This window comes from Arthrobacter sp. 05T47, assembly GCF_056395825.1.
In genome coordinates this window covers 26109-50581 of record NZ_JBFTKG010000035.1, presented here as the reverse complement: position 1 = coordinate 50581, position 24473 = coordinate 26109, and the positions used below count along the sequence as shown (strand labels likewise).

The window sequence follows — 24473 nt, the reverse complement described above, 5'->3', positions numbered from 1 at the left end:
TCTTCCAAAGGACACATTTACATGAGCAACCCAGGATCCACCGCCGCCGAGGGCCGGACCGCACGCATGGAACGGACCACCAGTGAGTCCTCGGTCCTGGTCGAGATCAACCTGGACGGCACCGGCGTCTCGGACATCAGCACGACGGTTCCGTTTTACGACCACATGCTGACGGCACTCAGYAAGCACTCGTTGATTGACATGACCGTCAAGGCCACCGGTGACACCCACATCGATGTCCACCACACCGTCGAGGACGTGGCSATCACCTTCGGCGAGGTGCTGAAGACCGCCCTGGGCAACAAGGCCGGGATCCGCCGGTTTGGCGAGGCGACCGTTCCGCTGGACGAGGCCCTSGCRCAGGCCGTCGTCGACGTCTCCGGCCGTCCCTACCTGGTCCACGCCGGGGAGCCGGCAGGCCAGGAATACCACCTGATCGGCGGCCACTTYACGGGTTCCCTGACCCGGCACGTCTTTGAAGCAATCACGCTGCACGCCGGGATCTGCCTGCACATGAACGTCACTGCCGGGCGCGACCCCCACCACATCGTTGAGGCCCAGTTCAAGGCCTTTGCCCGGGCCCTGCGCGCGGCCGTGGAACCGGATCCCCGCGTCGAGGGCATCCCGTCCACCAAGGGCGCCTTGTGACCGGCCCGGTACTGCGCGACGGGGCCATCATCGACCCCGCCGCCGGGACCAAACTGGTGTCCCCGGAAGGCAAGCCCACCGTTACCGTGCTGGACTACGGCTCCGGGAATGTCCGGTCCGCCGTCCGTGCGCTGGAACGGGCCGGCGCCGACGTCGTCCTCAGCTCCAAGCCCGAAGATGTCCTCAAYGCCGACGGCCTGGTTGTGCCCGGCGTCGGCGCCTTCGAAACCGTCATGCGCGAACTCAAGGCCGTTGACGCCATCCGSATGATYGGCCGCCGCGTCGCCGGAGGCCGGCCGGTGCTGGCCATCTGCGTCGGACTCCAGGTGCTCTTCGAGGCCGGCGTCGAGCACGGCACGGAAGCCGAAGGCATGGGGGAGTGGCCRGGCAAGGTGGAACTGCTGCCCGCCGACGTCGTGCCCCACATGGGCTGGAACACCGTCTCTGCCCCCGAAGGGTCCAAGCTGTTCGCCGGCGTAGAGGGCGAGCGCTTCTACTTTGTGCACTCCTACGGTGTCCAGCACTGGGACTTCGACGTCATCCAGCCCCGGATGGCGGCGCCGCTGGTGACCTGGTCCGACCACGGRGCCCCGTTCATCGCGGCCGTGGAAAACGGCCCGCTGTGCGCCACCCAGTTCCACCCGGAGAAGTCCGGCGACGCCGGCGCCCGGCTGCTKCGCAACTGGGTCCAGGGCCTGSGCCCCGCAGCCCCGGCACARTCGGCCGCCCCGGAACGGACCGCCTAGATGTGGTCCCTGGTGCTGATGGGCCTCGCCGGCCTCCTGGTTGGCGGAGCGATCTCCTTCCGGCAGCAGAAAAGTCCGCTCTGGGTGCAGATCGTCTTCTACATCCTCGCYGGCATGTCGCTCCTGGCCGCCTACCTCCTGACCCTGCCGGCGTCCTGACRACCCCGCCGCGCTCCCACGTATCCATCCCCAAGCTGAGGACCCCACGATGACCACCGAAACCCCGCTGCCCGTACTTGAGCTCCTGCCCGCCGTCGACGTCGTCAACGGCCAGGCCGTCCGGCTCGTCCAGGGCGAAGCCGGCAGCGAGACGAGCTACGGCACCCCGCTGGAGGCCGCGCTCAACTGGCAGCAGCAGGGGGCYGAATGGGTGCATCTGGTCGACCTGGACGCCGCGTTCGGCCGCGGCTCCAACGCCGAACTSCTGCGGGAGGTCGTGGGGCGGCTCGATATCAAAGTCGARCTCTCCGGCGGCCTGCGCGACGACGAATCCCTCGAAAAAGCCCTCGACCTCGGCGTCGCCCGGGTGAACCTGGGCACGGCGGCTTTGGAGAACCCGGAGTGGACGGCCCGGGTGATCGAACGCTTCGGCGACAAGATCGCCGTCGGCCTSGACGTCCGCGGCACCACACTTGCCGGCCGCGGCTGGACCAAGGAAGGCGGGGACCTCTGGGAGGTGCTCGGYCGCCTCGAGGAAGCCGGCTGCGCCCGGTACGTCGTCACCGATGTGACCAAAGACGGCACGCTCCAGGGCCCCAACGTCGAACTCCTGCGCCAGATGGTCGAAAAGACGGGGAAGCCGGTGGTAGCCTCCGGCGGCATTTCCAGCCTTGAGGACCTGAAAGTCCTGCGGTCKCTGGTGCCGCTMGGCGTGGAGGGMGCCATTGTCGGCAAGGCCCTCTACAACGGCAACTTCACGCTGCCCCAGGCCCTCGACGTCGCCGGTCGCCGCTAGGCGGTCAGCTCTCATGACGCACCCCCACGGGCCGCAAGAACCATCCGGGCCGCACGAACCAACCGGGCCGGGACTGCCGGCGGGCACCGAAGCGGGACCCGTCCGGCACCTGCCCGGCCACATCGCGGCCGCCCTCGCCGGCGCCGGCGGGCCCACGGACTCCGCCGGCCAGCCCTGGGCAGGCCGCAGCCTGTCCGGCGATGACGCAAAGATCCACAACTTCGAGGACGACGACGGCGCCGCCGACGCCGSCTACCTGGCGGCCCTGGCGGATCTCGCCGCKGGCACGGGAGACGAGGCGGCTGTGGTGGCCGCGCTTGCCACCGCCCGGGTGTTCGTGCCGATCCTCGCCCAGCTCGCCGAAGAGGACGAAGGCGCTGTTGGACCCCACGGGGACGAACTTCACGGCGACAAGCAGGCCGATATGGCCCTGGTGACGCTCAAGGCACCGGACGGGCGGACGGCCATGCCGGTGTTCACTTCGGCGGCGGCACTGGAGGCGTGGCATCCGGAGGCCAGGCCGGTGGCCGTGTACGCGGCCCGGGCMGCGCTGTCYGCGGTYGCGGAAGGCGCCCAGCTCCTGGTRCTGGATCCCGGCTCCGACGCGACRTTCGTGGTGCGCCGGCCGGCCGTSTGGGCCCTCGCCCAGCAGAAGACCTGGACGCCGTCCTATGCCGATCCGGATCTCGCMGGTGCCCTCGGGGAAGGCGCAGTTGGCTTTCCGGCGGTCCGCCGTGTTGAAATTCATCCKGGGGGTGGAGTTGCCTCGGCCACGGCCGATGGCAGGCGGCTCCCCGGTGGGGGAGCCGGCCCGGAACTCCGTGTGGTCCTCTACCTTGAAGACGGGCTCGACGCCGCCGGCGTGCAGTCCGTCATCGCCGGCCTCAACAACGCCTGGGCCCGGAATGAAATCTTTGCCGAGCGGGTTGATTCGATCGAGGTCAAGCTGCAGCGCGCAGCACCATAGCTGACGGCCCAACGGGGGACATCCCCGGTGCTGCCGTGGGCAGTACCAGAAGGATGTAGTCCGTGAACTTCGCGCTTTACCGTCAGCTGCTGGCCGTCCGGCCCATCAGGCGGCTCCTGCTGGTCGGGATGATCGCTCGCATACCGCACTCGGCGGCGGGCGTCCTGCTGACCCTGCACATCGTCCTGACCCTCGGTCAGGGCTACGCCGCTGCCGGTGCAGCCGCAGCCGTGATGACGATCGGAATCGCCGTGGGGGCGCCCTGGCGCGGGCGCCGGGTCGACACCGTGGGGCTGCGTAAGGCGCTCATTCCGTCCGTCGTCGCCGAGACCGTGATCTGGTCGATCGTGCCGCACGTCTCCTACGAGGTCCTGCTGCCCCTGGTGTTCGTCGGGGGCCTGCTGACATTGCCWATCTTCAGCGTGGTGCGGCAGTCACTGGGCGTGCTGGCCCCCGGGGAACAGCGCCGCACGGCCTTCACCCTGGACGCCATCGCCACCGAACTGGTCTTCATGATCGGCCCGGCAGTCGGTGCCGTCGTGGCCACCAGCGGCCAGTCCGTCCTGGGCCTGACMATCGTGGGCGTGGCCACATCCGTCTCSGGACTCTTCCTCATGTGGTTCAACCCGCCCACCCGGAGCGCTTCCCCCGACGCTGAACTCGAGGCGCAGGAGCTGGAATGCGCGGAAGCCGCCRTCGTCGCCGCGGCGCCGGCCCACCTGCAGGAGGCCGCAGCCGAACTGGCACCCCTGGCGGCCGCCGCCGAGGAACGGCGCCAGCGGGGCTCCGGCCTGCGCCACCGAGTCATCCACAACTTCAGCTGGTTCACCGCYGCCGTGGGAGCCGTATTCGCTGTAGCGGCCGGTGCCGGCATGGTCCTCAGCGGCACCGACGTCGGCATCGTTGCGGCTCTCCAGACCGGCGGCCACCAGGCCGAAATCGGTATGGTGTTCCTCTTCTGGTGCGCGGCCTCGGTGGTGGGCGGCATCCTCTACGGCGCCATGCACCGGCCCGTTTCTCCGATCCTCCTGTTGCTGGGGATGTCCGCGCTGACCATCCCGATGGCCTTCGCGACCGACGTCTGGACSCTSAGCCTGCTCTCGTTGCTGCCGGGTCTGCTGTGCGCACCGGTGTTGTCCGCAGCCTCGGAAAAGGTGGCCGAACTTGTTGACGAGAGCCGGCGCGGCGAGGCGATGGGCTGGTACGGTTCGGCACTCACCGGCGGCGTGGCCCTGACCGAGGCCGGCGGCGGGCGGACCGCTGTGGTCCGCCCGCCGCCGGTTTGGTGCTGACGTTTGTGCCTAGTTGACCGGGCCGGTGTACTTCTCGCCCGGGCCCTTGCCCGGCGCATCCGGAATGATCGATTCCTCGCGGAAAGCGAGCTGGAGCGAACGCAGTCCATCGCGCAACGGACCCGCGTGCTGCGAGCCGATCTCCGGGGCCGCTGCGGTCACCAGGCCGGCCAGGGCGGTGATCAGTTTGCGGGCCTCRTCCAGGTCCTTGAGTTCCTGGGCATTTTCCTCGGCTGCGAGGCCGAGTTTTACCGCGGCGGCGCTCATCAGGTGGACGGCGGCGGTGGTGATGACCTCGATCGCGGGGACTTCCGAGATGTCGCGGATCTGCGCCGAGACGTCGGCCGGGGCGGCTGCGGGCTCGAAGACGTGGGAATTACGCTCTGATGTGCTCATGCTGGTAAGCTTGTCACAGACCGACTAAATGTCGCTATTTTGCAGTTTGAATCCAAGTCAGTTGGAATCCACGTTTTTTTGGGASACCCGGCGACGCACATGTGCGTTGAGCGGGCATCTTTCTGTAGAGTTGACTTTAGTTTGCAAGCGGAGATCTCTCCCACCCGCGTCAGCCGCGAAACTTCCTTCGGGAAGCCCCTCCCTTCGGGAGTCAAGGTTGCCGGGTACTGGTCGGGCGCTACCTGGGACTCMGGTCCACAGGAAGTGCATGCCCCTCGCTGAGGTTGGCAGCTCCGATCTCGAGGCCTTCGATTGCTCCGGCAATTGGGGGCCTTCTCTTTTTGCCGGTGGAGTACCCCTCACGAACACAGGAGCTTTAACATTAGCGAGCCAAGAATCAATGAGCGTATCCGCGTCCCCGAGGTGCGGCTGGTCGGCCCTGCAGGCGAACAAGTAGGAATTGTCCGTATTGAGGATGCCCTGCGTTTGGCTGCCGAGTCCGATCTTGATCTCGTTGAAGTTGCRCCGCAGGCGAAGCCTCCGGTGTGCAAGCTGATGGACTTCGGCAAGTACAAGTACGAAGCCGCTGTCAARGCACGCGAGGCCCGGAAGAACCAGACCAACACGGTCCTGAAGGAAATCCGCTTCCGCCTGAAGATTGACACCCACGACTACGAGACGAAGCGCGGCCACGCGCTCCGCTTCCTCGGCGCCGGTGACAAGGTCAAGGCCATGATCCAGTTCCGCGGCCGTGAGCAGCAGCGTCCCGAGATGGGCATCCGMCTGCTCCAGCGCTTCGCCGACGACGTCGCCGAAGTTGGTGTGGTGGAGTCCAGCCCGCGGATCGATGGCCGCAACATGGTCATGGTGGTTGGCCCGCTGAAGAACAARGCCGAGGCCAAGGCGGAGGCCCGCCGCGCAACGCAGCGCGCAGAAGCCAAGGCGGAGAACGAGGCCAAGGCTTCGGGCCGCGTCGACGTCTCCGGTGGCAATGCCCCGCTGACCCAGTCGCTGTCCGACCTCCTGCCGGAAGGCTTCGTCGTTTCGGCGGAGGCTCCCGAAACGGAAGCCCCCGCAGCCGAAGAAGCCCAGGCCGAAGAGGCCAAGGCCGAAGAGACCAAGGTCGAAGAGGCCAAGGCTGAAGAGGCCAAGGTCGAAGAGACCAAGGTTGAAGAGATGGCAGCTCCGCAGGCCCCGGTCGAGGAGACCAAAGCCGAGGAGGCTCCCGTCCAGGAAGCACCGAAGGAAGCTGCTCCMAAGGCGGCCGAGAAGCCGGCGGCAGCTAAGGCTCCTGCGGCTCCRAAGGCGGCCGAGAAGCCGGCAGCAGCCAAGGCTCCTGCGGCTCCCAAGGCCGCTCCGGCCCCGGCGGCAGCAGCCAAGGCTCCCGAGGAAAAGGCAGCCGCTCCGGCGGCTCCGGCAGCGGCACCGAAGCCGGTTGCTGCTCCGAAGCCGGTGCCGAGGCCTTCAGCGCCGAAGCCCGCCGCACGGCCGGCCGCCCCCCGGGCTGCCGCCAAGCCTGGCAGCAAGAAGACCAACTAGTTCACGGCTGCCGGACAGCAATGTCCGGCAGCAAGCAACCAGCACGCCGCCTGCAGGGGCGGCTGCACGAAAGAGCTGCAGACTTTTCTGCGGATACGTAAGGAGATCGGTTCCCATGCCGAAGATGAAGACCCACAGTGGTGCTAAGAAGCGCTTCAAGCTGACCGGCAGCGGCAAGCTGCGCCGCCAGCAGGCCAACCGCCGCCACTACCTCGAGCACAAGTCCTCGCGGCTGACCCGTCGCCTCGCCGGCGACAAGATCGTCTTCAAGGGCGACGCCAAGGTCATCCGGAAGATGCTCGGCATCTAAGTTCCAAGTTCTCTGACTGTTCGCCACCTGGCAGCAGTCAACTACCAAAAAGGCTTCTCAGGCCAGCCGGACCGTTCCGGCAGTAGACGCTTGGGATCAGAATTTTCTAAGGAGTACGCACGTGGCACGTGTGAAGAGGGCGGTTAACGCCCACAAGAAGCGCCGGGTTATCCTCGAACGCGCAAAGGGCTACCGCGGACAGCGTTCACGCCTGTACCGCAAGGCAAAAGAGCAGCTGCTGCACTCGTTTGTGTACAGCTACGGCGACCGCAAGAAGAAGAAGGGCGACTTCCGCCGTCTTTGGATCCAGCGCATCAACGCTGCATCGCGCGCCAACGGCCTGACCTACAACCGACTGATCCAGGGCCTGAAGGCCGCTGAGGTTGAGGTTGACCGCCGCATGCTGGCCGAGCTKGCCGTYTCCGACGCCAACGCCTTCGCCGCGCTGGTCAAGGTCGCCAAGGACTCGCTSCCCGCCGACACSTCCGCTCCGGCCGTCCAGGCCGAGGCCGCGGCTCCCAAGGCTGCCAAGAAGGCTCCCGCAAAGAAGCCTGCTGCCAAGAAGGCTGACGCCGAGGCCGCAAAGTAGTTCCTGCCGTAGTCGAAAGACTGCTTCGTTCCAGAACCGGCTGCGAAAGCAACTAAGGTTCTTATATGAACGAAACCGGGCGCCCGCAAGATARTGCACTTTCCAATCCTCGAGCTGATCGGGTGAGGAAGGTGGCACAACTTGCCGGGCGCCCGGCGCGTTTAAAGCGCAGCGAGTTCCTGGCGGAGGGGCCGCAGGCCGTGCGCGAGGCCTTGGCGCTGCACCAGAAAAGGATTGCCGCGGGCCAGCCCGGCGTCGTCTATGAGGTCTACGCGAGCGAGGCCTGCCTGGACCGGCACCCGGACCTGGAGGCACTCGCCGAGGGCACCACGGCGTACCTCGCCACCGACGAAGTGCTGGCCGCSATGGCAGACACGGTCACCCCGCAGGGCATCCTCGCGGTCTGCGGTTTCCTTGACGTGAGCCTTGAACAGGTCCTCGACGCCGGCCCGCAGCTGATTGCGGTGCTGTGCCAGGTCCGGGACCCGGGCAACGCCGGCACCGTGCTCCGGGCGGCCGACGCGGCCGGCGCGGACGCCGTCATCCTGACCGCATCCAGCGTTGACATCTACAACCCCAAGGCCGTGCGCGCGACGGCGGGATCCCTCTTCCACCTGCCGATCGTCCTCGGCGCAGACGTGGAGGAGGTGGCGGCCCGCTGCAAGGAGCGGGGGATTGGCGTGCTCGCCGCCGACGGATACGGCCAGCTGAACCTGGACCGACTCCAGGACGAAAACGCGGCCCGACGCCAGGGATCTTCGGACGCCGAATCGGTCTAYGCGCTCGAAAAGCCCACCGCCTGGCTSTTCGGCAACGAGGCCCAGGGCCTGTCCGAGGACGAGGTCGCGCTGGCAGACCACCGGGTGGCCGTTCCGGTCTATGGGGAAGCGGAAAGCCTGAATCTMGGCACCGCAGCCACCGTCTGCCTCTACGCCAGCGCCCGCTCCCAGCAGGCGACGTAAGGAACTTTGCMAAGGGCCTGTTGCAGGGACTTGCTAACGCGTTCCTGCCGAATCGCCTGACGGAAAAGCACGTCAAACAAACGGCGGGACCCACCGAATGGTGGGTCCCGCCGTCGTACTGTTACTTGGCGCTGCATCCGCTGYGTGCGGTCGGCGCACTGGGAAATTATGTGGTCTTGTTGCGTCCGGTGATGGCGCCGTAGATGCCCGCAACGGCGAGGCCGCCGACAATGGCCAGGAGCCAGGAACCGAGATTCCAGAATTCCATCTTGCCGCCGCCGAACAGAAGGTCGCCGATCCAGCCGCCGACAATTGCTCCGACGACGCCGAGCACGAGGCTGGTAACCCAACCGCCGCCGACCCTGCCGGGCATAACTGCCTTGACGATTGCACCTACTATGAGTCCGAGAATGATCCAGCCAAGAAAGCCCATGTCTCCTCCTACATAATTGTCGGCATCCAAATTGTGAATCCCGAACATGGCTTCAAGCTAACATAGGCCGGATTACTTGTCAGCAGGGGAATGCCCAATCGTTACGTGGCCGCACTGGCCCTTTTCGCGGTTCGGCGGCGACCCGGAAACGGGTACGGTATTCCTTGTGGGCGCTGGGTTCTTCCGGTGTCCGTGTCCACCCCGGAAGAACCCCATAAGGAGAAGTTCACGTGGCTGCAAATGGCGGTACCAAGGCGATTCTCGCGGCCCTGGCCGCAAACCTGACCATCGCCGTTTTGAAGTTCGTCGCCTACTTCCTGACGCTGTCCTCGTCCATGCTGGCGGAGGCGATCCACTCGCTCGCGGACTCCGGCAACCAGCTGCTGCTCCTGGTGGGCGGAAAGCGGGCGCAGMGGCAGGCCAGCCCCGAACACCCCTTCGGTTACGGCCGCGAGCGATACATCTATGCCTTCATTGTCTCGATTGTSCTGTTCAGCGTCGGCGGCCTGTTCGCGCTGTACGAGGCCTGGGGGAAAATCCAGCACCCGCACGCCATCGAGGGGGACTTCTGGTGGGTTCCSCTCGCSGTCCTGATCGGCGCGATCATTGCCGAGTCGTTCTCGTTCCGTACRGCGATCATCGAATCCAACCCCCTCAGGGGAAAGCAGAGCTGGGTWAAGTTCATCCGCAATGCCAAGCAACCGGAGCTCCCGGTGATCCTGCTCGAGGATTTCGGCGCCCTCGTGGGCCTGGTGTTCGCGCTGTTCGGCGTGGGCCTGACCCTCCTSACCGGGAACGGCATCTGGGACGCCCTGGGCACYGCGATGATCGGCCTGCTGCTCGTCGCGATCGCTGTGGTGCTGGCCATGGAAACCAAGTCCCTGCTGCTGGGCGAGTCGGCCACSCGCGATGACGTGGCCAAGATCCGCACCGCGATCGAAGCCGGCGGCACCAGCATCATTCATCTCAAGACCATGCACCTTGGCCCCGAGGAGCTGCTGGTSGCSGCCAAGATCAGCATCGCCCGCACGGAYTCGGGCCAGGACATTGCCAAGGCGATCGACGACGCCGAGGTCCGGATCCGCGCGGCGGTCCCGATCGCCCGGGTCATCTACCTGGAACCGGACGTGCAGCGCGTCAGCGCCCCCTGACAGCCCGGAAAAGACCAGCGAAACGGCGGCCCCGTCCAGTTCAACTGGACGGGGCCGCCGKTCTYTTGATCACTGCGTTTGAATGGCGAACGGCGGCTAGGACGCCAGCGGCCGCCTGCGTTCCACGGCGCCGCTGATGGCCGCGACYCCGAGCCCCAGGACGGCAAGGACTGCGCCCACAAGTGCCGGYGCGATGTAACCCCAGCCCCAGGCGATCACCAGACCGCCCAGGAAGGCGCCCAGGGCGTTKGCGACGTTGAGCGCCGCATGGTTGAGCGAGGACGCCAGSGACGGCGCGTCAGGGGAAGCATCCAGGAGCCTGGTCTGCAGGGCCGGAACCAGCATGGACCCGGCCGCGCCAACCACGAACACCATGACCAGCGCGGACCAAGCCCAATGCACCGCAACGGCATAGACCACGAGCGCCACCGCCGTGGCGGGCAGCACCCAGTAGATGGTGCCCATGACAGACCTRTCGGCGATCCTGCCGCCAACGATGTTGCCCACCACCATGCCCACTCCGTACAGTGCCACGACCAGCGGCAGCCACAGCGCGGGCAGCCCGGCCACGGAGGTCATGGTGTGCGCRATGTACGTGTACGTCGCAAAGAAACCGCCRAAGCCGACAATGCCGACCAGGATGGCGAGCCAGACCTGRAGCCGTTTGAGCGCGCCCAGCTCACGGCGGAAGCTGGCATCCGCGTGCGGCTTCTGGAACGGCACGAACTTCCACAGCATGGCGAGCGTGATGAKGCCGATCAGGCCGACCAGCAGGAACAGGAGCCGCCAGCCATAGCTCTGGCCCAGCCAGGTGGCGAAGGGGACGCCGATGACGTTGGATACCGTCAGCCCGGCCATGACCATCGAAATGGCCCASCCGCGCTTGGTCGGCGCCACGAGGGAAGCAGCGATCACGGCMGCGACCCCGAAGAAAGCGCCGTGGGGCAGGCCCGCGGCGAACCGGGACACCAGCATGGAGCCGTAGTCCGGGGCGAGGAAAGAACTGAGGTTGGCGATGCTGAAGAAGAGCATGAGCCCCAGCGCCAGGTACTTCCGGGGGAGCTTGGCCCCGACGGCGGCCAGCACCGGCGCGCCGACCACGACACCGAGGGCATAGGCCGAAATGAGGTGGCCGGCCTCCGGRGTGCTGATGTTCAGGCCCTGCTCGACCTCCTTGAGCAGGCCCATCATKGTGAATTCGGTRGTGCCGATGCCAAAGCCGCCCATCGCCAGGGCAATGATGGCCAGGGCAAGGTGACGGGTGCCGGACTTGGACGATACCGGGGCRTGTGTGGTGGTTGTCATTCGTCTTTTCGGGGAGATTTTCCGGGAAAGTCCGGAGGAGTCGGCCAGATAAATATGCTTTAAAGAACATGGAGGGGGCGCCGGATATTCCGCAGCTGGTCCGGCCGGCCCCTCCACTATTGTCCCCTACCCGGCCGSCACGGGTTTCCGCCTCCCGGTCCTGCCCCGCCGTGACGCCCGGCGCTGCAGCCGGGAACCGCAGCCGGGAGCCCCGGCCGAGCGGTCACCATAGACTTGGTGGCGTGACTGGACTCATTGACGTCGTTGGCGGCGCAGTAGTGGACTCCCTGGCCGAACCGGGAAAGCTCCTTGTGGCCCGGCGTACGGCGCCCCCGCAGTTTGCCGGCATGTGGGAGTTCCCGGGCGGCAAGGTGGAGCCAGGCGAAGCAGCCGAAGACGCCTTGCACCGCGAGCTCCGGGAGGAACTGGGCGTGCGGGTGCGGCTCGGGWCCGARCTGCCCGCGGAGRCCGCCGCCGGCTGGCCGCTYAACGAGAAAGCGGYCATGCGGGTCTGGTTCGCCGAGCTCGCCGACGGAGAGCCCCGCCCGCTGGAGGACCACGACSAACTGCGCTGGCTGGACCTCCGCAACCCGGCCGAGGTYCTGGACCTGCCATGGATCCCSGCGGATCTTCCGATCGTCGAAGCCCTGYTGGCYGCCGTCCGCGCCACCGGGSCCCGCGGAGTGGGAGCCGCRCCCGGCCGCTGACTCCGACGCTCCGACGGGCTTCCGGGGCCCGCCTCTCGCCAAACCGTCGGGGGTATGCCTACTCTGAACGCAACCGAGAGGAGTGGCCCGTGCAGGTCGGTGTCGGACGAGAGCAGCGAACCGGRGAGCGCCGCGTTGCGGCCACCCCGGAGACGGTCCAGCAGCTGACGGCCCTCGGGCTCCATGTCCTGCTGGARAGCGGYGCMGGAACCGAGGCRGGGTTCGCGGACGCAGCCTTCAAAGAGGCCGGMGCGACGGTGATCTCCGAGCTCCCGTACGAGGCCCTGGACGTCCTGCTGCATGTCCGCCCGCTAACGGTCGAGACWGYGGCCCGRCTCCGGCCCGGCACGGTCACCATCGGYCTGGGATCGCCGGCAKCGGAGCTGCCCGCCGTCMGGGSGCTGGCAGCGGCCGGGATCACCTCGTTCGCCCTGGAAYTGCTCCCGCGGATCTCCCGGGCACAATCCATGGACGCGCTCAGCTCKCAGTCCCTGGTCACCGGCTACCGYGCCGTGCTGGAAGCCGCCGTRCGGTATCCGCGMTTCTTCCCGCTKTACATGACAGCAGCCGGAACCATCCCGCCGGCGCGGGTGCTGGTCCTCGGGGCCGGCGTCGCCGGACTGCAGGCGATCGGCACGGCGAAGCGGCTCGGCGCCCGCGTGTCGGCCAACGATATCCGGGCCGCCTCCGCCGACGAGGTCGCCTCGATGGGTGGCACCTTCATCAACCTGGACGTTGATACGGCGGCAGAAGGCACCGGCGGCTACGCCCGTGAGCTCGGCGAGGACMGGGCGCAACGCCAGCGGAGCCTGCTSGCCCCGCACGTCGCYGCAGCGGACATCCTGATCACRACGGCGGCCATACCTGGCCGGCCCGCTCCCTTGCTGGTGACCACCGCYATGGTGGCCGGCATGAGGGCCGGTTCCGTCGTCGTCGACCTCGCCGCGGAGTCCGGCGGCAACGTCGAAGGCGTGATCGCMGGCCAGGACATCCAGGTGCCGGTCGACGGCGGATCGGTCACGCTCGTGGGCCTGCAGGACGCGGCGTCAGCCATGCCGTCGGATGCGTCCCGGCTCTACGCCCGGAACGTCAGCAACTTCCTCGCCCTYATGACCGACTGCGGCTCGGTGGCCCCGGACTTYGAGGACSACGTGGTCGCCGGGACCTGCCTGACSCACGGCGGCGYCGTGCGGCATGCCGCCACCGCGGCAGCATTGGAAGCAGCACTGGAAACGGAGGCATGATGGGCCCGGTCGCGTTGCTGACAGTRGTGGTGCTCGCCGTGTTCGTCGGCTTCGAAGTGGTCTCCAAGGTCACCAGCAAGCTGCACACACCGCTAATGTCCGGCGCCAACGCGATCCACGGCATCATCCTGGTGGGCGCCATCATCGTGGCCGGACARGCCAGCGACCCGTGGGTGCTCGGCATTGCCCTGCTGGCGGTGGTTCTGGCAACGGTCAACCTGGTGGGCGGCTTCGTGGTCACAGACCGGATGCTGGAGATGTTCAGCGCCCACAARCGGTCAGGCACCCCGGCGCGCACCGTCCCMRCCAAGGCCGGCGGCGCCGCAGCAGGCGGGCATACCAGYRACGGGCATACCAGCGACGCGAACCCCGGCARCGGACCCACCAGCGACGGGCATATCAGCAACGCGAACTCCGGCGGCGCCGCGGGGGAGGTCCGATGAGCCTCCTGACCGCCGARTGGACCGCCCTGCTCTACCTTGCGGCMGCCGTCTGCTTCATCCTGGCGCTCAAGGGCCTCAGCWCGCCGCGGACCGCCCGCCGCGGCAACCTCATCGGTGCCGCCGGGGCGCTCCTGGCCGTGGTCACCGTGTTCCTCTCGGCGCGGCTGGACAACATTCCGCCCATCCTTGGCGCCATCGCCGTCGGCTCCGCCGTTGCCGTCCCGGTGGCGCGGCGGGTGCAGATGACCCAGATGCCCCARYTGGTGGCGCTCTTCAACGGTGTCGGAGGCGGGGCCGCCGCGTTGGTCGCCGTCCTGGAACTTGGCCACAACGAGGACCCCTGGGTCCGCCTGGCCGTGGTCTTCACCATGCTGGTGGGCGCGGTGTCCTTCGCCGGCTCGGCGGTGACTGTGGGCAAGCTGCAGGAACTCATCAGCACCCGCCCGCTGATGTTTCCCGGCATGCCCTGGGTCATGGGGGCCGTCCTGCTGGGAGCGGTCGTCTCGGGCGGGCTGGTGGTCCTGACGGGGTCGCTCGGCTGGTCTCTCGCGCTGCTGGGCCTGGGGCTGGCGGCCGGGCTGCTCCTGGTGTTGCCCGTCGGCGGGGCAGACGTGCCGATCGTGATCTCCCTGCTGAACGCCTTCACGGGCCTGGCGGTGGCAGCGTCCGGCGTGGTCCTGGGGAATGTCCTGCTGCTCGTCGCGGGAACGCTTGTTGGCGCCAGCGGCACCATCCTGACCAAGGTCATGGCCTCGGCCATGGGCCGCGGAGTCGCCGGCATCCTGTTCGGGGCGTTCAAGGGCGGCTCGACGGCGGGTTCCACCGCRTTGAGTGACCGGCCGGTGCGTTCCTCGTCACCGGAGGACGTGGCCGTCCAGCTCGGCTATGCCCAGCGCGTGGTGATTGTTCCCGGCTACGGACTGGCCGTGGCGCAGGGCCAGCACACCGTGGCGGAACTCGCCGAGGCCCTGTCCGCCCGCGGCGTGGAGGTGGTCTTTGCCATCCACCCCGTGGCGGGACGCATGCCGGGCCACATGAACGTGCTGCTGGCCGAGGCCAACGTGCCCTAYGAGTCGCTGCGGGAGCTGGCGGAAGTCAACCCGGAGTTCGCGACCACGGACATTGCGCTGGTGGTCGGCGCCAATGACGTGGTCAACCCGGCGGCCAAGTCCTCTCCCGGTTCGCCGATCTACGGGATGCCCATCCTGGAGGTGGTCCAGGCCCAGCAGGTCGTGTTCCTGAAGCGTTCCATGCGCCCGGGATTCGCCGGGATCGAGAACGAGCTCCTCCACGATCCCAAGACCACCCTSCTGTTCGGGGATGCCAAGGATTCGCTGGCGAAGGTGCTCGGCGCGGTCAAGGCGCTGTAGGGCAAGCACCTGCCGGGACGCGGCTCGCTGGTCGCGTTCCTCGGGAACAGCTCGCTGGCACCACCGCCATCAAAACAGTGTCGGCTGGGCGGCATTTGAGTGGGCGGCATTTGCGTGGCCGGCGTTTGCGTGGCCGGTGTTTGCGTGCCCGGCGGTGTCCGGGATGCTTCCGGCCGGGTACTGGGCTTCCTCCTGCCGGGCATCGTCATGGTCGCTGCCGGCGTCAAGATCCCTGTGGCTGAATCCCTGCGAGCCCGAAAAGCCGTGCAGGTCCTTGAAGTAGCGGATGCGGCCGGCCAGCCAGGCCCGGTATTCCTTCGACGCATAGGAACCGCTGCCGTAGAGGCGCCGGTACTTGCCGGCCAATTGCGGATGTTCGCGGGCGATCCATTGCATGAACCATTCACGGGTACCCGGCTTCAGGTACAGTGCACCGGCCGTGACCCCMGTGGCCCCKGCTGCTGCCAGGGCGCCGAAGAGGGAGTCGAGGGCGTCGTCGCCGTCGGAGAGCCACGGCAGGATKGGCATGGCCATGACGCCGCAGGGCAGGCCGGCCTCCCGCARCCGGGAGACGAGCTTCAGCCGKGCCCGTGGCCCCGGCGTGCCCGGCTCCACGGCTTCKGARAGCTGCTCGTTGGTCATCGCCAGGGAGATGCCAACGCCGACCGGCACCTGGGCCGCGGCATGCTTCAGRAGCGGGATGTCCCGGGCCAGGAGCGTGCCCTTGGTCAGGATGGACAGGGGAGTRCCGGAATCGGCGAGGGCGCCGATGATGCCGGGCATGAGCTGATACCGGCCCTCGGCCCGCTGGTACGGGTCGGTGTTGGTGCCCAGGGCCACGTGYTCGTGCCGCCAGGTGKGTTTGGCCAGTTCCCGGCGCAGGACCTCGGCGGCGTTGATCTTGACCACCACCTGGCTGTCAAAGTCCAGRCCGGCATCGAAGTCCAGATAGGTGTGGCTCTTGCGGGCAAAGCAGTAGACGCAGGCGTGGCTGCASCCCCGGTAGGGRTTGAYGGTCCAGTCGAASGGCATMCGYGAACCGGCGACCACCTTGTTGAGCACCGATTTGGCRGTGACCTCATGGAARGTGATCCCGGCRAACTCSGGGGTGGAKACGGACCGSACSAGTCCGGCCAGGGGCAGCAGGGCGGCAGTGCCCGGCGAAGCGGCTGGGGYMCCCGGGGATGCGTCGCGTTCRAGTGCYTGTGCGTCCCATCTCATGCCTATATTCGAATGTATGTTCGAATAAAAGTCAAGGGTKSCGCGGGTCWCCGGGGGATCGGCCGCGAAKTGTGSGGCAAATAGTTCGGGGCARCTGGGCCGGCCGCAGCGTTGGCCGCGTTGCTAGGCTGGGGCGATGATTCTCCTCACCGGGTTCGAGCCGTTCGGCGGCGAARCGGCCAATCCGTCGTGGGCCGCGGCCAGTTCGGCGGCACGGCAGCTCCAGRCCGAAGGGCTCGACGTCCGGGCGGTGGAACTGCCCTGCGTCTTCGGCGCCTCGGCCAAGGCGCTGGAGGAGGCCATGGAACGCTTCCGCCCGGAGCTTGTRCTGTGCGCCGGCCAGGCAGGCGGGAGGTCGCGCATCTCGCTGGAACGGGTGGCCATCAACTGCGACGACGCCCGCATCCCGGACAACGCCGGCAACCAGCCCGTGGACGAACCCGTGGTCCAGGACGGGCCGGCCGCCTATTTCACKTCRCTGCCCATCAAGGCGGCGCTCGCGGCGTTGACGGCAGAGCAGATCCCGGCGGAAGTATCCCAGAGCGCGGGAACGTATGTGTGCAACCACGTCTTCTACGCGCTCATGCACGCCCTGCGGCTYCTTCCGGGCACCAGGGGAGGCTTTGTCCACATCCCCTACGCCGACACCCAGGTTCCGGCCGGGAGCAGCACCCCGTCGCTGCCGGCGCAACAGATGGCGGCGGCGCTCGCCGTCGTCGTCCGCACCACGCTYGGGACGACGGCGGACCTCCGGCTCKCTGCGGGCGCAACGCACTAGCGGGCAGACCACMWGGCRGGCCGGYGGCCGCTCCCGCRRCCCAAAGGGCAGCGGGGCCGAGTGTGGGCRGTCAGTCGAGCAGTTCCCAGACGACACCCACCGTGGCGGYGACGCTCGACTCGCCGGCCTCGACGGCGAKCGAATCCGTGGCCACCGCCCGCTGCATCTTCGCGACRGGGATCGGCGCCTGGAAGCCGGTGTGCTGGGTGAGGGAWAGGACCTTGCCCAGTCCGGTCCCGGAGAGGGCGGCGTAGTGCTCGGCCGTGGTGCGGGCATCCTGCCAGGCGGCCTCGCGTGCCCGSGCCTCGACGGCGGCGGAATCCGTGAAGCCGAGGCTCAGCCCGTTGAGCCGGACGGCGTCGCCGCCGGCAGCAACGGCCGCGGCAAGGATCTGTGAGGACTCGGACARTCCGCGGATCCGGACGGTGAGCGTGCTGGAGGCCAGGTAGCCGGTGACGGTCTGSCCGYGGCCGTCCTGCCAGTTCACYTCGGCCCGCACGTTSAGCCCCGAGGTGGACATGTCGGCGCTGTCCACGCCGTGTTGCCGGAGCTCCGCCGTGATGGCGGCCGACCGTGTTCCSGCATCGCCGTAGGCCTCTGCCACGGTATCGCGGCGGCATTCGACCCCGATCGACAAGGTCAGGAGGTCCGGCACCGCCTCGGCGCTGCCGGTTCCRGTGACCGAGATGCTTCTGCGGTGCTCTGCCATGTCAGGCCTCATATCGTTCGGGGGCGGKTGCGCCCGTTCTCTGGTGGGTCCRMTGATGGGTCCCCGACCTGCCGGGCAGSGGGTAGCCGCCSGCTTCCAGTCCGGCGTGGCGCTCGAAGACGTTGGCGCTGCCCGGGTTGCCCGTGCGCACCAGCGACCAGCCCGYGGCGATGAAGTACAGCGGAAGGAAGGGCAGCCCGAGGCACCAGGCGTACTGGGTGCTGTGGCGCTCCTCGTGTCCCAGGAGCGCTGGATTGGCGACGGCGGATTCGGGGCCGGCRCGGAAGACGATGACGTTGCCCACCGTGAACGCCGCGGCAAACGGCAGCCGCCAGCGGTAGCGGCTCGCGATCAGCAGTCCGCGCGGMCCGGACCTGATGGATGTCCGGGCGCAGGCTGCCAGCAGCAGGCCCAGGAGCGTGGACCCGTTCAGCATGTTGGCGACCTGCCGAAGCCGCTGTCCGGACGTCATGAGGCCATGGTAKCCGGGGGTGTGCCAAGCGGTCAGGGGGCTGCCGGAGGGAAGCTTCACGAACGCCTGGCCGTTGCCGTGCGGCTGACGGCGGTCTACTAGACTGGAGTGGGCGCCTGCCGGAGCGATTTCGGCCGGCCCCAATGCAGTGACCTGTGTTTGATGCAGTGACCTGTGAGAATGAACTGTGACCATAAGCCTTGCCGGCTACCCGCGCCCGCGCCCTGTGCCCGTGCCGTGGGCAGTTGGCATGATCCGACTCGTAGCTAAGAACAGTAGATGACTGAAACTTTGCCGGGCGCCGCCGTCCCGAATCCTCTGGAYGAAGCCGCCATYACCGCYGCCGTAGACCARGCCGTCGCCGCCATCGCCGCCGCSKCGACSCTCGAYGAACTCAAGGCCGTGCGSCTSGCSCACACSGGSGAAAARTCCGCGYTGAGCCTSGCCAACCGYGARATCGGYGCRCTKCCCAAGGACCAGAAGGCCGCCGCCGGCAARCTCATGGGCGCYTCCCGCGGACGCGTCAACAAGGCGCTCGCAGATCGGACTACCGAGCTCGAAGCGGAGAACGACGCGCGGATCCTGGTCGAAGAGACCGTTGACGTCACGGCGGCGCCGCGCCGCCGTCGTGCCGGTGCGCGCCACCCGCTGTCCACGCTGCAGGACCGCGTGGCGGACATCTTCGTCGGCATGGGGTGGGAAATCGCCGAAGGGCCCGAGGTCGAGTCCGAATGGTTCAACTTCGATGCCCTGAACTTCAAGCCGGACCACCCTGCCCGCGACATGCAGGACACGTTCTTCGTCGAGCCGCCMGAGGCCCACCTGCTCATGCGCACGCACACCTCACCGGTSCAGGTCCGCTCCATGCTGGAACGCGAACTGCCCATCTACGTGCTGTGCCCSGGCAAGGTYTTCCGCACCGACGAGCTCGACGCGACGCACACSCCGGTGTTCCACCAGTTCGAGGGCCTGGCCATCGACAAGAAGCTCAGCATGGCGGACCTCCGCGGCACCCTGGAGCACTTCGCGCGGCAGATGTTCGGCGCYGAAGCCCAGATCCGGCTGCGCCCGAACTATTTCCCGTTCACCGAGCCGTCCGCCGAGCTGGACATCTGGCACCCGGGCGCCAAGGGCGGCCCCAGCTGGATCGAGTGGGGCGGCTGCGGCATGGTCAACCCCAACGTCCTGCGCGCCGCCGGCATCGACCCGGACGTTTATTCAGGTTTTGCCTTCGGCATGGGCATYGAACGCACCCTCATGTTCCGCAACGAGGTCGGCGACATGCGCGACATGATTGAAGGCGACGTACGTTTCAGCGAGCACTTCGGGATGGAGATCTAACAGTGCGTATCCCACTTTCCTGGCTGCGTGAATTCGCGCAGGTACCGGCCGGAGCATCGGCCGAAGACGTCATGGCCGAGCTCGTCAAGGTCGGCTTTGAAGAAGAAGCAGTCCACCGCCCCACGGACACCCTCCGGGGGCCGATCGTGGTGGGCCAGGTCCTCAGCATCGTCAAGGAGCCCCAGACCAACGGCAAGACCATCAACTGGTGCCAGGTCCGGGTTGTCCCCGAGGGCCAGCCGCAGMCCCTCACKGGCGACGGCATCGACCCCTCCGGCGTGCAGGGCATCATCTGCGGCGCCCACAACTTCGTCGAGGGCGACAAGGTGGTGGTGACCCTTCCGGGCGCGGTGCTGCCGGGCGACTTCCACATTTCCGCGCGGAAGACCTACGGCCACCTGTCCGCCGGCATGATCGCCTCGGTACGCGAACTGGGCATCGGCGAGGACCACGACGGCATCCTGGTGCTGTCCCGGATCGGGCTGGATCCGGAAATCGGCACCGACGCCATGGAGCTGCTGGGSCTCTACGACCAGGCGGCCGAGATCAATGTGACGCCGGACCGCGGRTACGCCTTCTCCATCCGCGGCGTGGCCCGTGAATACGCGCACGCCACCGGCACCGTGTTCACCGACCCGGCGTCCAAGGTCCAGGCCCCGGCGGCGCTGTCCGGCGGCTACGGCGTCAAGCTCAACGACGACGCCCCCATCTACGGCAAGCCCGGCTGCGACCGTTTTGTGGCCCGCACCGTTCGCGGCGTGGACGCCACCCGGCCGACCCCGCCCTGGATGACCTCCCGACTCCGGCTCGCCGGCATCCGTTCCATCTCCCTGCCGGTGGACATCTCCAACTACGTCATGTTGGAGCTTGGGCAGCCGAACCACTGCTACGACCTGGACAGGCTGGCCGGCGACATTGTGGTCCGGCGCGCCACGGCMGGSGAGAAGATCACCACCCTCGATGACAAGGAGCGCACGCTCGACGCCGAGGATCTGCTGATCACGGACGCATCCGGGCCCATCGGGATCGCCGGCGTCATGGGCGGTGCCCACACCGAAGTGTCGGACTCCACCACGAACGTCCTGGTCGAGGCCGCCCACTTCGACGARGTCTCGATCGCACGCTCGCGCCGCCGCCACAAGCTGCCCTCCGAGGCGTCCAAGCGCTTCGAACGCGGMGTGGACTGGCAGGTAGCCGAYGTTGCCGCCCAGCGTGTGGTKGATTTGCTGGTCGAGTTCGCCGGAGGCACCGCGGATGAGGCSGGGACCGACGTCGGGACCGCRCCTGACGCCGTCACGATCGAGCTGCCGGCGGGCTACGCCGCAGCACGGATCGGGATCGACTTCACCGAGGAACACATCGTGACCTCGCTGGAAGACCTCGGCGCCGTCGTCGAGGACAACGGCAACGGCCACACCGTGACCGCGCCGAGCTGGCGCAGCGACCTCGAAACCAAGGAYGACCTCACCGAGGAAATCGCGCGCCTGGTCGGCTACGACCAGATCCCGGCGACCCTTCCCGTGGCTCCGCCGGGCCGTGGCCTGACCCGCGTCCAGCAGCAGCGCCGCCGCCTGATCCAGGCCCTCGCCGACGCCGGACTCACCGAGGTATTGAGCTACCCGTTCGTTTCCAAGGCCGCCAATGACACCTTTGGCGTCCCGGCCGAGGGCGCGGAGCGCAAGGCCCTGAAGCTGGCCAACCCGATCAGCGAGGAACACGGTTTCCTGCGGACCTCGGTCCTGCCGGGCCTGATCGAGGTGGCCAAGCGCAATCACTCCCGCGGCTTCCGCGACCTCGCCCTCTTCGAGGCCGGGCTCGTGTTCCTGCCCGGCGAGCAGCTTGGCACCGCCTCGATCCCGCCGCTCGGCGTGAAGCCYGGCGACGAGGTCCTSGATGGCCTGTACGACGGCGTCCCGGACCAGCCGCTGCACCTCGCCGCCGTCTTTACGGGGCAYGACTCTCCGGCYGCCCCGGSCCACAMCCCGCGGGCCTGGGACTGGGCGGACGCGGTGGACATTGCCCGGATCGTCGGTGACGTGCTGGGCGTCGACCTCCAGGTCACCCAGGGCCGGCACCAGGCCTTCCACCCGGGCCGGGCCGCGCAGATTGCGCTRCGCACCGGCGACGTGGTGGGCTACGCCGGCGAGCTGCACCCGAAACTGCTGGCGGCCCACGACATGCCGGCCCGCTCCGTGGCKCTGGAACTGAACGCSGACGCCCTCTTCGAGGCMGCCGCCGACGTGATCGTGGCCCGGCACATCTCGACGTACCCGSTGGCCACCCAGGACGTGGCCCTCGTGGTGCCGCAGGAGGTTCCGGCGGAAGAAGTGCTCACGGCGCTGCGTGAAGGTGCCGGCGAACTGCTCGAAGACGTGGCACTGTTCGACGTCTACGCGGGCAAGGGCATCGAGGAAGGCAAGAAGTCGCTGGCGTTCAGCCTGCGGTTCCGCGCCGACGACCGCACCCTGACGGCGGACGAGGCRTCCACGGCCCGCGAATCCGCGGTCGCGGTGGCGCACGACCGCTTCGGAGCGGTGCAGCGCTGAGAACMGCGCGAATGACGGCGCTGACGAGCTGAAAGGGGCGGGTCATGGCATCACACCTGGTTGTGCGTGCCTGCCCGCCCTTTCGCRTYCCCGGACTCCCCGGCGACCCGGGAGCCGTGGACGTCACCAGCCTGACCAGGCCCGCGGCGGCCGCGTCGGAGCTGGAACGCGACGCTCGGTCCCTTCTGGACGGCGCCGAGCTCGACCGGGCGCGGGCCATGTCCGCACGGACCCGGGAAGACTTCCTGGCCGGGCGGCTCGCCCAGCGGCGGTTCGCCGCCGAGCTGCTGGGCGTGCCGGCGTCGGACCTCACTGCCTGGTACAGCTGCCCGCGGTGCGGCACCGGCGAGCAGATCTCCCACGGCCGGCCGGGCTACCTGCGCCGGGGCCACGCCGCGCCGCTGCTGCTGAGCCTGTCCCGCGCATCGGGCTGGACGCTGCTGGCGGGCGTCGTGGATCCGGAGCGGGGCCAGCGCCTGGGCATCGACGCCGAAGATCCGGCCCGGGCGGACTTCGACGGGTTCGACGACGTGGTGCTGACCGGGGCGGAACAACGGCACCTCGCCGGGCTGCACGGCACCTCGCTGCTGCGGGGCCGCGCCAGGCTGTGGGCCCGCAAGGAGGCGTGGCTCAAAATGCTGGGCACGGGGCTGCAGACGGCACCGGACACCCTCGATGTCTTGGGCCCACGCGTGGACGGCCATGCCGGGCTGCGGGACCTCCCGCAGGCAGAGTCTGGCCTGCCCGGGGAGCTCGTGGCCGCCGTCGCCGTCGTGGTCCTTCCGTAGCGGAAGGTTCCGGACTCGGCCCAGGCCCGCCGGATCCGGCTTTCCGGCCAGGGTTTTTCGGCCAGGGTTTTTCTGTTTAGGGGCCCTGCGGCAATTGCGTGGCCGTCAGAGCGTCGGCGGGGCCGCGTGCGGGAGCGGCGGGAGGGCGTCCTCGAACAGCCAGGGGTGCAGCAGGGCCTCGGCGTCGAGCCCCGTCGTGTGGCCGGCGGCGACGMTGAAGTCTGCCGTGGTCACGGTGCCGTGGCGGAACCGGTCCGTCCAGTCGTGCAGCAGGGCGAAGAAGGCGAGGTCACCGCAGCGCACCCGCAGGGCGTGCAGGGCCAGGGCTCCGCGCTTGTAGACCCGGTCGTCAAACATCAGCTCCGGCCCGGGGTCACCCACCATCAGGTCCTGCGGGGAAGCGGCCAGTTTGCGCCACGCAGCCCGGGCCCGGCCCGCCACCGACATGATGCCGGCCTCTTCGGACCAGAGCCATTCCGCGTAGCAGGCGAATCCCTCATGCAGCCAGATGTTCTTCCACGTCGCGGTCGTGAGCGAGTTCCCGAACCACTGGTGGGCGAGTTCGTGGGCGATCATCCTCTGCGACTCCCAGTCCTGCCGCAAATGATTCGGGCCCAGGATGGACAGCGTCTGCGCCTCCAGTGGAATCTCCAGCACGTCCCCGGTCACCACCACGGTGTACTCCGGAAACGGGTAGGGCCCAAAACAGTTGGTGAAGGTCCGCATCATGTCGGGTTGGCGGGCCAGGGCGGCCCGGGCGCCCGCCGCCAGCGACGCCGGAACGGCCACGTACTGCGGCACGTGCCCGGAGGGCCGCTCGGCATTGAGCGTCAGGACCTCGTAGCGTCCGATCTGGACCGTGGCGAGGTAGGTGGCCATGGGTTCGGCCTGCTCGTACACCCAGGTCTCGCGGCTGGCCCTGCTGGTGCGCGAGAGGAGCACCCCGTTGCACACCGCACGGTAGTTCGCGTCGGTGGTCACCGTGATCCGGTAGCTCGCCTTGTCCCGCGGATGGTCGTTGCACGGAAACCAGGAGGCGGCGCCGTTGGGCTGGCCGGCGACCAGCACGCCATCGGAGAGCTCTTCCCAGCCGACCTCGCCCCACAGGCCGCGGCGCGGCGCAGGGTAGCCCTCGTAGCGGATGTCCAGGGTGAAGGCCTCATTGGCGAGCAGCGGAACGTCGGGGTAGACGAGGAGCTGCTCGGCCCGCTGGGTGAACCTTCGCACCCGGCGGCCGTCGAGCTGGATCTTGGTGGCCCGCAGCCCGGCCAGGTCCAGGACGATCGCCGACGTCGGGAGCTGGGTGACGGCGTGCAGGAGGGCGTGCCCGCTAAGACGGTTGCTGCTGACCCGGTAGTCCAGGTCCAGTTCGTACCGGGTGACACGGTAGGCGTTGGTCCCGTGGCCGGGCATGTAGGGGTCCGGGGCGCCCGCCGCCGGACTGATGGCCTGGCTGATTTCCCTGCTGATTTCCCGGCTGATCTCCCCGCCGGCTGCGGCGCTGCTGCTTGCTGCACTGGTGCTCAATGGACGGACCTTCGGGTTGTGGTGCTGGTGGACG

At 68.3% G+C, this 24473-nt stretch carries 26 protein-coding genes; 19 read left to right on the top strand and 7 right to left on the bottom strand.

The window, feature by feature from the left end; genetic code table 11:
- Positions 1-21 precede the first annotated feature (21 nt).
- From hisB to AC1DEY_RS18925, 6 genes are all read left to right on the top strand, one after another.
- Complete coding sequence (gene hisB, locus AC1DEY_RS18950; RefSeq protein WP_476869316.1) at positions 22-648, top strand: imidazoleglycerol-phosphate dehydratase HisB; 627 nt, start codon at positions 22-24, stop codon at positions 646-648.
- On the top strand, positions 645-1394 hold the full coding sequence (hisH, locus tag AC1DEY_RS18945; protein ID WP_476869315.1) for an imidazole glycerol phosphate synthase subunit HisH: 750 nt from the start codon (positions 645-647) through the stop codon (positions 1392-1394). The genes hisB and hisH overlap by 4 nt, the downstream gene beginning before the upstream one ends.
- Positions 1395-1553, top strand: a complete 159-nt coding sequence (locus AC1DEY_RS18940) for a hypothetical protein (RefSeq protein ID WP_476869314.1) — start codon at positions 1395-1397, stop codon at positions 1551-1553.
- A 49-nt stretch (positions 1554-1602) separates the two neighbouring features.
- Positions 1603-2349 (top strand): bifunctional 1-(5-phosphoribosyl)-5-((5-phosphoribosylamino)methylideneamino)imidazole-4-carboxamide isomerase/phosphoribosylanthranilate isomerase PriA, encoded by a 747-nt coding sequence (gene priA, locus AC1DEY_RS18935; RefSeq protein ID WP_441409458.1) that lies wholly within the window; start codon positions 1603-1605, stop codon positions 2347-2349.
- A 13-nt stretch (positions 2350-2362) separates the two neighbouring features.
- A complete protein-coding gene (locus AC1DEY_RS18930) occupies positions 2363-3316 on the top strand; it encodes an SseB family protein (RefSeq protein WP_476869313.1) in 954 nt (317 codons plus the stop codon).
- A gap of 62 nt (positions 3317-3378) precedes the next feature.
- Positions 3379-4608, top strand: coding sequence for an MFS transporter (locus tag AC1DEY_RS18925; protein ID WP_476869312.1), 1230 nt, complete (start codon positions 3379-3381; stop codon positions 4606-4608).
- Between the two features lie 9 nt (positions 4609-4617).
- On the opposite strand, the gene AC1DEY_RS18920 is transcribed toward AC1DEY_RS18925, so the two are convergent.
- Positions 4618-5004 carry a DUF1844 domain-containing protein gene (locus AC1DEY_RS18920; RefSeq protein WP_441409461.1) on the bottom strand — a complete coding sequence of 129 codons (387 nt, stop codon included), beginning with the start codon at positions 5002-5004 and terminating at the stop codon, positions 4618-4620.
- 423 nt (positions 5005-5427) lie between these two features.
- Between AC1DEY_RS18920 and infC the strand changes: the two genes are divergently transcribed.
- The 4 genes from infC (at position 5428) to AC1DEY_RS18900 (ending at position 8404) form a co-directional block, all read left to right on the top strand.
- The gene (gene infC / locus AC1DEY_RS18915; protein ID WP_476869311.1) at positions 5428-6543 is read left to right on the top strand and encodes a translation initiation factor IF-3; all 1116 of its coding nucleotides are present in this window, start codon (positions 5428-5430) and stop codon (positions 6541-6543) included.
- 115 nt (positions 6544-6658) lie between these two features.
- On the top strand, positions 6659-6853 hold the full coding sequence (gene rpmI / locus AC1DEY_RS18910) for a 50S ribosomal protein L35 (RefSeq protein ID WP_009358635.1): 195 nt from the start codon (positions 6659-6661) through the stop codon (positions 6851-6853).
- A 121-nt stretch (positions 6854-6974) separates the two neighbouring features.
- A complete protein-coding gene (gene rplT, locus AC1DEY_RS18905; RefSeq protein WP_476869310.1) occupies positions 6975-7442 on the top strand; it encodes a 50S ribosomal protein L20 in 468 nt (155 codons plus the stop codon).
- Positions 7443-7507: 65 nt separating this feature from the next.
- Entirely contained in the window at positions 7508-8404 is an 897-nt protein-coding gene (locus AC1DEY_RS18900; RefSeq protein WP_476869309.1) for a TrmH family RNA methyltransferase, read from the top strand.
- A 166-nt stretch (positions 8405-8570) separates the two neighbouring features.
- Here the strand turns inward: AC1DEY_RS18900 and AC1DEY_RS18895 are convergent, their stop codons facing one another.
- Complete coding sequence (locus AC1DEY_RS18895) at positions 8571-8837, bottom strand: GlsB/YeaQ/YmgE family stress response membrane protein (protein ID WP_090956472.1); 267 nt, start codon at positions 8835-8837, stop codon at positions 8571-8573.
- A gap of 230 nt (positions 8838-9067) precedes the next feature.
- On the opposite strand from AC1DEY_RS18895, the gene AC1DEY_RS18890 reads away from it, so the two are divergent.
- The gene (locus AC1DEY_RS18890) at positions 9068-9988 is read left to right on the top strand and encodes a cation diffusion facilitator family transporter (protein ID WP_441409465.1); all 921 of its coding nucleotides are present in this window, start codon (positions 9068-9070) and stop codon (positions 9986-9988) included.
- A gap of 96 nt (positions 9989-10084) precedes the next feature.
- On the opposite strand, the gene AC1DEY_RS18885 is transcribed toward AC1DEY_RS18890, so the two are convergent.
- Positions 10085-11293: an MFS transporter gene (locus AC1DEY_RS18885; protein ID WP_476869308.1), complete on the bottom strand. Its 1209-nt coding sequence runs from the start codon at positions 11291-11293 to the stop codon at positions 10085-10087.
- Positions 11294-11535: 242 nt separating this feature from the next.
- On the opposite strand from AC1DEY_RS18885, the gene AC1DEY_RS18880 reads away from it, so the two are divergent.
- The 4 genes from AC1DEY_RS18880 to AC1DEY_RS18865 all read left to right on the top strand — a co-directional run bounded on the left by AC1DEY_RS18880 (position 11536) and on the right by AC1DEY_RS18865 (position 15057).
- On the top strand, positions 11536-12000 hold the full coding sequence (locus AC1DEY_RS18880; RefSeq protein ID WP_476869307.1) for a (deoxy)nucleoside triphosphate pyrophosphohydrolase: 465 nt from the start codon (positions 11536-11538) through the stop codon (positions 11998-12000).
- Positions 12001-12089: 89 nt separating this feature from the next.
- Entirely contained in the window at positions 12090-13244 is a 1155-nt protein-coding gene (locus tag AC1DEY_RS18875; protein ID WP_476869306.1) for a Re/Si-specific NAD(P)(+) transhydrogenase subunit alpha, read from the top strand.
- Complete coding sequence (locus AC1DEY_RS18870) at positions 13241-13687, top strand: NAD(P) transhydrogenase subunit alpha part 2 (RefSeq protein WP_476869305.1); 447 nt, start codon at positions 13241-13243, stop codon at positions 13685-13687. The genes AC1DEY_RS18875 and AC1DEY_RS18870 overlap by 4 nt, the downstream gene beginning before the upstream one ends.
- Positions 13684-15057: an NAD(P)(+) transhydrogenase (Re/Si-specific) subunit beta gene (locus AC1DEY_RS18865; RefSeq protein ID WP_476869304.1), complete on the top strand. Its 1374-nt coding sequence runs from the start codon at positions 13684-13686 to the stop codon at positions 15055-15057. Before AC1DEY_RS18870 ends, AC1DEY_RS18865 begins: the two co-directional genes overlap by 4 nt.
- A 69-nt stretch (positions 15058-15126) precedes the next feature.
- On the opposite strand, the gene AC1DEY_RS18860 is transcribed toward AC1DEY_RS18865, so the two are convergent.
- On the bottom strand, positions 15127-16278 hold the full coding sequence (locus tag AC1DEY_RS18860; RefSeq protein WP_476869303.1) for an Rv2578c family radical SAM protein: 1152 nt from the start codon (positions 16276-16278) through the stop codon (positions 15127-15129).
- A gap of 136 nt (positions 16279-16414) precedes the next feature.
- Here AC1DEY_RS18860 and pcp point away from each other — a divergent pair, with 136 nt between their 5' ends.
- Entirely contained in the window at positions 16415-17056 is a 642-nt protein-coding gene (gene pcp, locus AC1DEY_RS18855; RefSeq protein ID WP_476869302.1) for a pyroglutamyl-peptidase I, read from the top strand.
- Between the two features lie 70 nt (positions 17057-17126).
- On the opposite strand, the gene AC1DEY_RS18850 is transcribed toward pcp, so the two are convergent.
- Complete coding sequence (locus tag AC1DEY_RS18850) at positions 17127-17765, bottom strand: SIMPL domain-containing protein (RefSeq protein WP_476869301.1); 639 nt, start codon at positions 17763-17765, stop codon at positions 17127-17129.
- 1 nt (position 17766) lies between these two features.
- Positions 17767-18237, bottom strand: coding sequence for an eCIS core domain-containing protein (locus tag AC1DEY_RS18845; RefSeq protein ID WP_476869300.1), 471 nt, complete (start codon positions 18235-18237; stop codon positions 17767-17769).
- 279 nt (positions 18238-18516) lie between these two features.
- On the opposite strand from AC1DEY_RS18845, the gene pheS reads away from it, so the two are divergent.
- Genes pheS through AC1DEY_RS18830 form a run of 3 tightly spaced genes read left to right on the top strand, consistent with a single transcriptional unit; the run spans position 18517 to position 22912 of the window.
- Positions 18517-19578, top strand: coding sequence for a phenylalanine--tRNA ligase subunit alpha (gene pheS / locus AC1DEY_RS18840; protein ID WP_476869299.1), 1062 nt, complete (start codon positions 18517-18519; stop codon positions 19576-19578).
- A gap of 2 nt (positions 19579-19580) precedes the next feature.
- Positions 19581-22124 carry a phenylalanine--tRNA ligase subunit beta gene (pheT, locus tag AC1DEY_RS18835; RefSeq protein ID WP_476869298.1) on the top strand — a complete coding sequence of 848 codons (2544 nt, stop codon included), beginning with the start codon at positions 19581-19583 and terminating at the stop codon, positions 22122-22124.
- 44 nt (positions 22125-22168) lie between these two features.
- The gene (locus AC1DEY_RS18830; protein ID WP_476869297.1) at positions 22169-22912 is read left to right on the top strand and encodes a 4'-phosphopantetheinyl transferase family protein; all 744 of its coding nucleotides are present in this window, start codon (positions 22169-22171) and stop codon (positions 22910-22912) included.
- Positions 22913-23017: 105 nt separating this feature from the next.
- Here AC1DEY_RS18830 and AC1DEY_RS18825 read toward each other — a convergent pair whose 3' ends face one another.
- Positions 23018-24439: a M1 family metallopeptidase gene (locus tag AC1DEY_RS18825; RefSeq protein ID WP_476869296.1), complete on the bottom strand. Its 1422-nt coding sequence runs from the start codon at positions 24437-24439 to the stop codon at positions 23018-23020.
- Positions 24440-24473 lie beyond the last annotated feature (34 nt).

What these genes read in the sequence shown, in the direction of transcription:
- rpmI (WP_009358635.1), top strand. Translation starts at nt 6,659, where the DNA reads ATGCCGAAGATGAAGACCCACAGTGGTGCTAAGAAGCGCTTCAAGCTG.
- AC1DEY_RS18895 (WP_090956472.1), bottom strand. Translation starts at nt 8,837, where the DNA reads ATGGGCTTTCTTGGCTGGATCATTCTCGGACTCATAGTAGGTGCAATC.